Source organism: Streptomyces sp. NPDC054849, assembly GCF_053610945.1.
On record NZ_JBSGZI010000020.1, the window covers coordinates 52274 to 62064 of the forward strand.

A 9791-nucleotide genomic window follows, 5' to 3' on the forward strand; every position below is an offset into this window, starting at 1 on the left:
TCAAGGCTTCAAGGCTTCAAGTCAGAGTTCCGGAAGCCGACAGCGCGCGAGGAGCTGTGTCGGTCCACACCGCGACGGTGGCCGGCCGGGTTCCACTCACGCGGGTTCACGATCACAGCCTGTGGTTGGCAGCCCGCTACCGCATGAGCACCCGGCCCAACGCCGACGAGGGCAGCAACCTCGTCCAGGTCTAGCACCAGTCCTAGCAACTAGAAGGGCCGCTGAGCTGGGAACTAGCGGCTGGCAAGGGCATAGGCACAACCTCGGCATCCGCCCGGAAACCGGGGGTTTCGGGGCTCAGCCCAGCGCACTAGCGGCGGACCCGCTCGACCGCGGCGATCTCGGACGCCGTGGCCGTGGCCCGTCGGCCCGCCTGGACCTGCTGGAGGCGCTTGATCGTGGCAGCCAGCACGTCATGGGCATCCGTGGGGTCCCCGCCCGCGTCCTGGGGCCGGACTCGGGCGATGACAGCGCCGGACCGGCTGTAGCCGTAGACCGTGCCGCTCGATCCGCTGTGCGCGAGGAAGACCGATTCCTCTCCGACCCGAGCGGGCACCACGACGGGAGCCGTTTCGTCCCTGTCCTGCCACTGCTCGTACGCCGCCTTCATGTGCTCGGCGTTGTCGAACTGGCAGACGTGCAGATCGAGCTCTCGCGAGACGGTCGATCCCTGGTAGTCGTAGTCGCCTCTGCCCGACCGCTGCCAACCGGCCGGCGCGGGGCCCTTCCGGGGAGCACAGTCGTCGGGCTCCCCCGGCATGTTCTTGTGCAGGCTGCCGGGGTAGTAGCCGGGCACCACGCGTCCCTGGCGTCGGGACTCTCCCCGGAAGGCCGGCCCGGCCCCGGTGTTAGGCCGTCCCCTTACAGACCACGCGTTACGCGGACGACGCCGCCGGCGCGGCAGACCTGGCTGCCCGGTCTCCGTCCTCATCCGCTCGACCCATCACCGGGCGACCAGAGCCCGTCACTGAGAGCGCAACCTCCCATCAGGTTCCTTGACCGCCCGCCCACAGACTGTTGCCCGAGCCGGGGTCGGGCCCGGTGTCGAGGCCGCCGAAGAAGACCGAGATGCCAGCGGTGATCGGAGTCATGCCGGAACAGACCTGATCCTTCGCCGGATCGCACGCGGCGGGTTGGGGCATGCTTGGGGTGCGCTCACGCGCTTCACATCCGATGCAGGGGGTCGGTCGGTGTTACGCATTCATTTCACGACGGAAGACCTTGCCCGGACCCGGGTGGCCGCAACGATCGGTGTCGCAGCGGAGGTCTACTACAGCCTGGAGCTGCTGAGGGAAAGCCGGGAGCTTCCGCACTTCTGCACCTGGCGGTCAGCGGTCGCGGGCCGGATGGGAGCTGACACTCGCGCTCTGACATCCCTGGTTCCGGTGCGCGGCCCCGGGCTTGATCTGCTGGCCCTGATGGGAGATGTGCCCTCTCTGGACCACGCCGTGGACAACCTGCTGCACGCCCCGGTGTCCCGGCTGCGACGCGAGCTCGAGGGCCTCGACTTCCGCCCCGGGCACATGCCATGGGCCAGACGGGTGTCCGAGGGCGACCGTGACGCGCTGCGTCAGCTCGCCGAGTCCGTGCGCGCCTGCCACCGGCTGACCGTGGAGCCGTACTGGCATCGAGGGCGGTCCGAACTGGTCGCGCTGTCCACCCGTTGCGCGAACCTGGTACTGGAGGGAGGCATCGATCTGCTGCTGCGCTCGATGTGCGCACCACTGGTCCGCTGGCGTCCGCCGGTACTCGAAGCCCCCTATCCGCGCCGAGTCGAGGTGTATCTCCGCGGCAGGGGGCTGCTCATCACGCCCACCATCTTCGCGAAGCTCCCGGTGAGCTTTCTGTGGGACCCCCTCGATACCGCCCAGCCGCCCCGGCTGACCGTCCCGGCTCTGCGCCGACCGCTGACCGGTACCGGACCGGCAGAAACGGACGGTTCCGCCGTGCGGAACCTGGAGTCTTTGCTCGGCCGCACGCGAGCGGCCGCCCTGCAGGTGACAGCAGAAGGATGCACGACGAGCGAACTGGCCCGCCGCCTCAACGTCACGGCCGCAGCGGCCAGTCAGCACGCGACAGTGCTGCGGAACACGGACCTCATCACCACCAGCCGCCGAGGCGGGTCCGTGCTGCACCTCATCACCCCCCTCGGACTGTCCCTGCTGCAGACCGGTGCCCTGACGGAACCGTGAGGCCCCAGAGCACGCGGCGTCAGACCGGTGAGTGCAGCGCCGCCGTGCGCGGGTTCCGCAGAGACTCGTGCCCGGGTGCGCGAGGCACCGCGCCTGCCGTCCCGGCCCCTTTAAGCCGTGACTTAAGAGGTAGGCCGCGGGGGGCCGACCCGTCCAGGATGTGAAGCCACAACCGGCCCATCCCATCCTGGAGATCGCATGAAAACTCATCTCGCCGCCGCCGCCGTCGGTTCCGTCGTGCTGGCCGCGGGCACCTTGTTGGGCGCTCCCGCCGCCGGCGCGCAGACCGCGACTGCGAGCGACTATCCCACCAGCGACTTCAACATCGATTTCGGTGCCACGTGGACCAGGGGGACCGTCACTTGGTACAATCGGTCGGTCCGACTCGTCGGGTACCACAGGTCCGCAGTCGGGGACAGCGCGCTCACATGCCGGACCACGTACGCGTACACGCTCCAAGGGGACCGCGCCGTGATCGGCCAGCGCGGCGCCTACCCGATCGCCTGCGGCGCCGTCGCGTCCTACAACTTCGTCGTTCCGGCGGACCAGCCCGGCGGTGCCGCGTACGTCAGGGTCTGTCTCGATGACGGGAACCTCAAGGACCTCGAGTGCCTGCGTATCCCCAGGCCTCAGTCCGCGAGCTGAGGCCGGCTGGCACGCCCGGTCGCAGCTGTTCGGGGCCCGCGCCTGACGGTGGCGGCACGGCCGTCGCCTGGGGCAGGTGAGCCTGCGAACGGCAGGTAAGCAGAGCCAGCCGCTCTGCCTGATCGGCGACTCCGGGACTGGGAACCGAGGCCGCGATGGCCGGCTACCGGGTCAAGTGCGTCCTGGTCACGAAGCTGGTCAACGAACTCGTCGAAGCCGCCGACGAAAGCAGCTGACCAACGCCATCGCCCGCTACGGCCGCATCGATCTTCTCTGCATCGACGAACTCGGCTACATGGAACTCGACCGCGGCGGCGCTGAACTCCTCTTCCAGGTCCTGACCGACAGCCGACCAGGGATGCCGGACTACCGGCCCGGCTTGGTCCAGAACTGACGCGGCGCGAAACCCTCGCGCCGCAGCCAGTGCTCGGTATAGACGATCCGCTCGGCCTCGATCACCACGAAAGGTGCCGACGCTGGTTCCTCGAGATGGCTGGTTCAGCCCGCGGGGGCTCGCCTCCCTTGTGTTCGGCCTGCTCGCCCTCGAAGAACATCTGCCCGAGGGAACCCTGCTGAGCGAGGTCATCGCCGTGACCGTGGGCCTGGCTGCGCCAATGACAACTGACTCCATTGGTCGGTCAGTTCTGACTCCACTCAGGGGCCTCAGGGACAAGACCTGAATGAGAGAAGTGACTCCACGTTGGGCGCGTGAAAGACCGAAGATTCGGCTGTTCCGGGCAGCGGCCGCTTCTCGGACCGAACGCTTGGAGCGTGCCTCTTGATAGGTAGGTCAGTTGAGCAGATATGTCTGGCCGGTTAGCGATCACTGATGCGATGTGGGGACCGGGTCGCGCCGCTGATGCTGGCCGATCCGTTCAGGAAACCGTCCTTAACCGTACGAACCCGATGGAGCCCCAGCAACCATTCGCTGGGGCTCCATCGGATCGCGGCAGATGGGGGCAGACACATTGCTTGGCGGCTGCCCCCCATCCCTACCCCGTTAGACGGCGAGTGGGAATCTCTCGCTTTCTCGGGTGGCGCTGGTAACAAGCGGGTTATTGATTCGATGGTGAACCACCGCATAATATTCTTCGCCGCCCAACTCCGTGTGGAGGGCCTCACGGTTAAAGGTTGCGGTGAAGGTTCGCGTTCGTTCCCTCGTTGTAGGCGTGAAGATGTTGATCGACCAATTGAGCTTATGATCATCGTCGTCTGTGTCATCTTCGAAGAGCGCACAGCTCTCCGCAAACGACTGCCCAACCTCCGCCGCGCTGTAGAGCATCTTATATGTGACGTTAACCCTGAAGTTGTCGCCCGGCTCGTTTACTATGTCGATGATCGGGTGGCCCAGAAATTCTGCCATGGGAATGTACCTTTCGATAAGGAAGAGTGGAAAAGGGTCGCCGATTGCTCTGGCTGGGATGTCTACGGCGGAGTGCTGGTTCTTGCACTCCCGCCGCCGTCTTTTCCATATGGATTCGAGTTTGCCGCCAGGTTGGCGGTGGCTCGTGTCTCAAGTAGGCCCGACGCAGGCAATCCCGTCATGGCACTCGATCTCGGTACTTGACAGTCGAAGCTGTGCCCGGTAAAAGTCCTGGGCGATGCCCTGAAAGAGACACGCTCTGGCTAGGTTCTGTCTCTTTAGTCAGCGTCGTGCCCAGATGGGATGCCAGCGAGGTGGAGTGCGGCCTGGTTCGGCTCCGCGCCGGTCCAGTTCCATATAGCTCAGTTCATCAATGCAGAGAAGGTCGACACGGCCGTAGCGGGTGATGGTCTTGGCGAGCACTTTCTCATCAGCGGCTTCGACGAGTTCGTTGACGAGTTTCGCCGCGAGGACGTATTTGACCCGGTACCCGTGCATCGCGGCCTCGGTGCCGAGCGTGATCAGCAAGTGTGATTTCCCGGTCCCCGAGTCACCGATCAGGCAAAGCGGCACGCTCTTCTTGACCCAGTCGCAGGAGGCCAGGTATGGATCGCGGCCGGGTCGATGGCCGGATTCGCAGCGAAATCAAACGACCTCAGCGACTTATTCCGCGGGAACCCGGCCGCCTTGATACGTCGCTCCGAGCGGCGCCGGGCCCGGTCGTCGCACTCCGACATCAGCAGCTCGGCCAGAAACCCGCGGTAGGTCACCTGTGCGGCGGCCGAAGCGAGCTCTGGCACAAACACCATCGCCGCTGGTCAGCGGATGGAACTTGGGCGATGCCGCTGTCGCGGATCCAGGCGGCCGAGGACGCCGCGGGCCAGATCGACCGGGACGTCTCGGTGGACTCGACAGCCGTGCGCGCCCACCAGCACGCCGCCGGCGCGAGGAAGACACCGGCGGTCACGGTTCCTCAAAAGGGGATCGTTGGGGGGACGAACCAGGTCGATCCGGTGTTGCGGAAACTGGCGGTCCGGCTGGAGGAAGTGGTCAGACCGGCGAGTGTCTGGGACGTTCCCGCGGCGGATTCACCACCAGAATCCACCTTGCCGCGGATGGGCGATGCCAGCCCCTCGCCCTCGTCCTGACACCCGGACACTACCGTGGCGGCCCCCAGTTCGAGCGGGTGCTGGAGCAGGTCTCCGTGCCCCGTATCGGAGCGGGCCGGCCCCGGACCCGGCCCGTCCTGGCCGACAAGGCCTACACATCCCGGAAGAACCATCGCTACCTGCGAGGACGTGGAATCCAGCACACCATCCCCGAGCTCCTCGACCAGCAAAGACACCGCAAGAACCGCGGCTCCCCAGGCGGCCGGCCCACCGGCTTCGACCGCGAGCGATACAAGAAGCGCAACACCGTCGAACGCGCCATCAACCGCCTGAAGGGCTTCCGCGCCGTCGCCACCCGCTACGAGAAGCGCGCCTACATCTACCTCGGCACGGTCACCCTCGCAGCCCTCGCATCTGGCGAGCCAGGTGCAGCCCATTGAGTTAATAACTCGCCGAGTATGACGCTGACCTGACGAGGCACGGGGGCCGCGGAATGGGGCTGCTCACGCGCTTTCCATGGATGTGACCCGGCTTTCCAGTGGGGGTGGTGAGTGACGTGTCGAGAGCTTCCCGTCTGGCATGCACACGAAAACGCTCGGAGGTCCCTGGAAAGACGTACGCCGGGGCGCGTACAGCGCGCTGATGGTGGTCCCGACGGCCTGCTGAGCGCGGGCGCACTGCGGCCCAGAGGCGGAGCGGCCGGCGGCACGGTCCGTCAGGACAAGGGTGCGGGCGGCGATGCTCTGGAAGAGCCCCCCGATGTGGTCGCCACGTGGCCCGGTCCGGGCGCGAGGGGGTGGCAGGATGACGCGGTGTCCGACTCTCTGCGTGAACTCTGGCTGCGCGGCGTCGCCTTCAACCAGGCGGCGCCCTCCGACGTACTGATACGCCTGCTGGATCAAGCGGCCGGTGAGGTCGGCCTGCTCATGTGCAAGGACCGCGACCTGCCCGACGCCGTCATCGACGCAGCCCTGCGCCACCCGGAGTGGCGGATCCGCGGCGCGCTCGCACGCAACCAGCACGTCGACCCCTCGCGACTCGCCCCCTTGGCAACGGACCCGTCCGGACTCGTCCGCGCGCGGCTCGCCAACCCCCACCTCCGCCCCTGGCCCCTCTGGGTCCGACCGCTGCCGGACGACATCCTCCTCACCCTCCTGACCGCCCAGGACGGGGGAGAGGACGGCAAGGTCACCGCGAACGAGATCATCTCGGAGCTCGACTCGTCCCGGCAGATCCCGCTGTCCTTCTTCCGCTCCATGGCCGGCAGCAAGGACCCCGCATCCCGGATACGGGCCATGTGGCGGTGGGAGTCGCTCACCCCGGCGCAGCGGGCGGGGCTGCTCGACGATCCGGACCCCGCGGTCCGTGAAGCGGCGAAGGACAGGAACTGGGAGCTGGACCCGGAACGGGTGGAGGCCGAGCTGCCGTCCATCCGTCCGCGCAGCAGGCCGTTCGTGCTCGGCAGGTGCGCCCTGTCGCCCGCGCTCGTCGAGCAGTGCTTCGCGGACGACACGGTGCACCCCCTGGCCCGGAACCCCCACACTCCGGCCGACGCCGTCGCCCGGCTCGCCCGGCATCGCGAGGCGAAGGTCCGCGAGGTGGTCGCCGCCCGGCCCGACCTGGGACCGGACCTGGTGGCGGAGCTGAGGGAGGACCCGGACGAGGACGTTCGGATGCGCGCCCGCCTCCACCCCTTCCCCCGCACCTGGGCCGAGTACGATGTGATCGACCTGGTCATCGGGCACGGTCCTGGCTGCATCTGCCCGATCACCGAGCCGGACCCCGACCCGGCCACCGTGCCGTCGCCCGACTGGTTCGCCGCCTGCGCGGTGTCCGGGGAACCGGTACTCCGACGGGTTGCGGCGAGCTGGCCCGGCCTGCCCGCAGCACTCGTCGGGACACTCGCGCAGGACGACGACGAGGAGGTCCGGATCCGGCTGGCCTGCCGCCACCCGCTGGCCCCGCCACACCTCCTCCTGGACGTCTTCGTCACCCGCCCGGACCACCGTTCGCACCTGCTGACGCTGCCCGGCTTCCCGCGCACCGGCCGGACCCACCTCATCGCCCACCCGGATCCCGAAGTACGCGCCCTGGCCGCAGCCGATCCCACCCTGCCCGAACCCCCGGTGGAAGACCCCGACGAGGCGGTGCGCCGGGCCGCCGCCGCCAACCCGCGCCTGACACCAGAGACCCTGGAGACCCTCCTCGCCGACCCCCGCACCGCAGGGGGCGCTGCCGCCAACCCCTCCCTCCCCGTCCCCCGCATGCACGCGCTCCTCGACCGCTGCCTGAACGGCGCCCCCACCCCACCACCGACAAGCCGACGCCGAGAGACGACACCCACGTGACGATCACAGGCATGGCAACCCCTGTCGGCCATCGGCCGGCGCCGACACGCCAGACAGGCGTTTCCAACCCACAAGCGACTGCTCCTGCGACTTGTCTGCAAACGTTCTCCGTTTCTGCTGCGCAGCCACGATGGGCTTCCCGGGCTACTTCCTTGTGGTCGCCGACTTCATCATGTAAGCCAAGAACCAGGGCATCGCGGTGGGCCCGGGCCGAGGCTCCGCGGCGTCACCCCCCCCGTTCGCGAGTCGCTGAGCCTGCTGAAGATGGACTTCCTGGAGCTGCGCACCTCACGATCATGGACAACGCCGTCAAGCTGGTGGAGCTCCTCGGGGCGCGCGCGGTCGCCCGGCCAGCCGGTTTCGGCGGCGGGCACCGTCTCCGCCTGGCGACGCCCGACGGTGACGAAGCCACGCCCAAGCGTCGTGCCAGCAAGATTCGTTGGAGCCCGGGATCTCCGTTTCGCTCATCCGGCCGATGACATACGCTGCCGAAAAAGGGTGACGCGATCCGCGCGGTCAGCCGCGAGGCCGGTGGCACAGGAGCCGATGACACACCAACGAGACGCCGGTCTACCGCGGGGCGCTGCCGGTGGGGCGGCAAAGGCCCGGGCTGGCGGTACCTGGGACTCGGCGCTGTCGGTCGAGGAGTTCGGTCAAGGGCGTTGGGTTCGAGCCGGTCGGGCAGGTGCTCGGTACGGCCGTCTTCACCATCGGGTACACCGGCCTCTGGGGCTGCCCGGGTGCATGGTCGGTCACGGGCGGCAAGAAGGTGCCGTCCTCGGCGTGGGCTTCGTCCTTCTCGCAGTTGGTGAGGACGATGTACGAGGTGCGTAGGGTGGCGCTGGCCCGCGCGGTGGCCGAGTGCCGTGCGCTCGGCGGCGACGGGATCGTCGGGGTGGAGCTGCGGGTCCGCGAGGTCGAGTTCTCGGAGGAGGGGCTGGAGTTCACCGCGCTGGGCACCGCGGTGCGGGCCCGCTCGCGCGTCCGGCCGCGTGTGCCCTTCACCTCGCACCTGAGCGGCCAGGACTTCGCCAAGCTCCTACACCGGGTGGGTTCCCACCGGCCTCGCCTTCGGCATCGCGCTCGACGCCCGGCACGACGACTGGCGCACCTCCCGCCGGATCCACTGGACCGCCGGAAACCAGGAGGTCGACGGCTACACCCAGCTGATAAACCACGTCCGCCAGGACGCCCGAAAGCAGCTGGCCCTCGATGCCGCGAAGCACGGTGCCGACGGAGTGGTGGTGGACGACGTGGAGTTGAGGGTACGCGAGAGCGAGTGCCCCAGCTTCGGGTACGCGCGCGACTTCAGCGCGGAGGCGGTCTTCGTCGGCACTTCTCTTGCCCGGTTCGGCCGCTCCGGGCGGCCCGCCGGGCCCAGGCCACTGACCATCATGAGACTGGAGCGCGAGGGCTGACATGACCGAGACAACGGGGCGGGAATCGGCCGGGGGAGTCGCGCAGCCGGCCGCCGAGGGAAGACCCGAGGAAGCGATGCGGCGGCTCGCGCAGCTACAGCCGGGGGAGAAGCGCTCGTTCTTACCTCGGACCTGACGGTGAACGAGTTCCTGCTGGTGCGCGAGGCCGGCTTCCGCCCGCTCGGCCTGGTCCTCGGCTCCTTGGTCTACCACGTCGGCGTGCAGCTCGGCAGGTGGTCGAAGAACCAGGAGCTGACCAAGCTGTCCCAGGCCATGTACCACGCGCGCGATCTGGCGATGAGCCGGATGGAGGCCGAGGCGAGCGCTCTGGGGGCGGACGGGGTCGTGGGGGTGCGGCTGGACATCGAGTTCAAGGAGTCCGGCTCGGACATCGCCGAGTTCATCGCGGTCGGCACGGCGGTGAAGGCGGACGGTGCGGACCCGGGACCGGGCGGCACCTGGCTCAACAAAAGGCCAAGCCGTTCACCTCGGACCTGTCCGGCCAGGACTTCTGGACGCTGATCCGGGCCGGATACGCGCCGTTGGACATGGTCATGGGGTCGTGCGTGTACCACGTGGTGGGGAGCGCGTAGCCCCAACGCAGAGCACCACCGGCCCCCACCAACTCATAGCTACGTTCAACCCCGCGCGGGACGACGCGCCCGCGGGGGCGGAGGGGCGCCATGAAGCGGGGGGGGGGGGCCCGGGCGCCGGGG

Annotated in this window: 8 protein-coding genes and 5 pseudogenes; 9 read left to right on the forward strand and 4 right to left on the reverse strand. The window is 68.4% G+C overall.

Annotated features, from left to right (window positions below; genetic code table 11):
* Positions 1–56 precede the first annotated feature (56 nt).
* A complete protein-coding gene (locus ACWGIF_RS12075) occupies positions 57–194 on the forward strand; it encodes a hypothetical protein (protein WP_453494881.1) in 138 nt (45 codons plus the stop codon).
* Positions 195–310: 116 nt separating this feature from the next.
* Here ACWGIF_RS12075 and ACWGIF_RS12080 read toward each other — a convergent pair whose 3' ends face one another.
* On the reverse strand, positions 311–796 hold the full coding sequence (locus tag ACWGIF_RS12080) for a hypothetical protein (protein WP_453494884.1): 486 nt from the start codon (positions 794–796) through the stop codon (positions 311–313).
* Positions 797–1418: 622 nt separating this feature from the next.
* Here ACWGIF_RS12080 and ACWGIF_RS12085 point away from each other — a divergent pair.
* From ACWGIF_RS12085 to ACWGIF_RS12095, 3 genes and pseudogenes are all read left to right on the forward strand, one after another.
* Positions 1419–2192: an ArsR/SmtB family transcription factor gene (locus ACWGIF_RS12085; RefSeq protein WP_453494887.1), complete on the forward strand. Its 774-nt coding sequence runs from the start codon at positions 1419–1421 to the stop codon at positions 2190–2192.
* A 198-nt stretch (positions 2193–2390) separates the two neighbouring features.
* Positions 2391–2837: a hypothetical protein gene (locus ACWGIF_RS12090; protein WP_453494890.1), complete on the forward strand. Its 447-nt coding sequence runs from the start codon at positions 2391–2393 to the stop codon at positions 2835–2837.
* Positions 2838–2934: 97 nt separating this feature from the next.
* Positions 2935–3183, forward strand: a pseudogene (locus tag ACWGIF_RS12095) (ATP-binding protein); the annotation flags it as partial.
* Between the two features lie 20 nt (positions 3184–3203).
* Here ACWGIF_RS12095 and ACWGIF_RS12100 read toward each other — a convergent pair.
* The 3 genes and pseudogenes from ACWGIF_RS12100 to ACWGIF_RS12110 all read right to left on the reverse strand — a co-directional run.
* A pseudogene (locus ACWGIF_RS12100) lies at positions 3204–3326 on the reverse strand (pyridoxamine 5'-phosphate oxidase family protein); the annotation flags it as partial.
* Positions 3327–3837: 511 nt separating this feature from the next.
* Positions 3838–4200: a hypothetical protein gene (locus ACWGIF_RS12105; RefSeq protein ID WP_453494893.1), complete on the reverse strand. Its 363-nt coding sequence runs from the start codon at positions 4198–4200 to the stop codon at positions 3838–3840.
* A gap of 330 nt (positions 4201–4530) precedes the next feature.
* A pseudogene (locus tag ACWGIF_RS12110) lies at positions 4531–4994 on the reverse strand (ATP-binding protein); the annotation flags it as partial.
* Positions 4995–4997: 3 nt separating this feature from the next.
* Between ACWGIF_RS12110 and ACWGIF_RS12115 the strand changes: the two are divergent.
* From ACWGIF_RS12115 to ACWGIF_RS12135, 5 genes and pseudogenes are all read left to right on the forward strand, one after another.
* Positions 4998–5749, forward strand: a pseudogene (locus ACWGIF_RS12115) (IS5 family transposase); the annotation flags it as partial.
* A gap of 372 nt (positions 5750–6121) precedes the next feature.
* A complete protein-coding gene (locus ACWGIF_RS12120) occupies positions 6122–7657 on the forward strand; it encodes a hypothetical protein (protein WP_453494896.1) in 1536 nt (511 codons plus the stop codon).
* Positions 7658–8474: 817 nt separating this feature from the next.
* A pseudogene (locus ACWGIF_RS12125) lies at positions 8475–8567 on the forward strand (hypothetical protein); the annotation flags it as partial.
* 334 nt (positions 8568–8901) lie between these two features.
* The gene (locus tag ACWGIF_RS12130) at positions 8902–9075 is read left to right on the forward strand and encodes a hypothetical protein (protein ID WP_453495000.1); all 174 of its coding nucleotides are present in this window, start codon (positions 8902–8904) and stop codon (positions 9073–9075) included.
* A gap of 138 nt (positions 9076–9213) precedes the next feature.
* On the forward strand, positions 9214–9597 hold the full coding sequence (locus tag ACWGIF_RS12135; RefSeq protein WP_453494899.1) for a heavy metal-binding domain-containing protein: 384 nt from the start codon (positions 9214–9216) through the stop codon (positions 9595–9597).
* Positions 9598–9791: the final 194 nt, after the last annotated feature.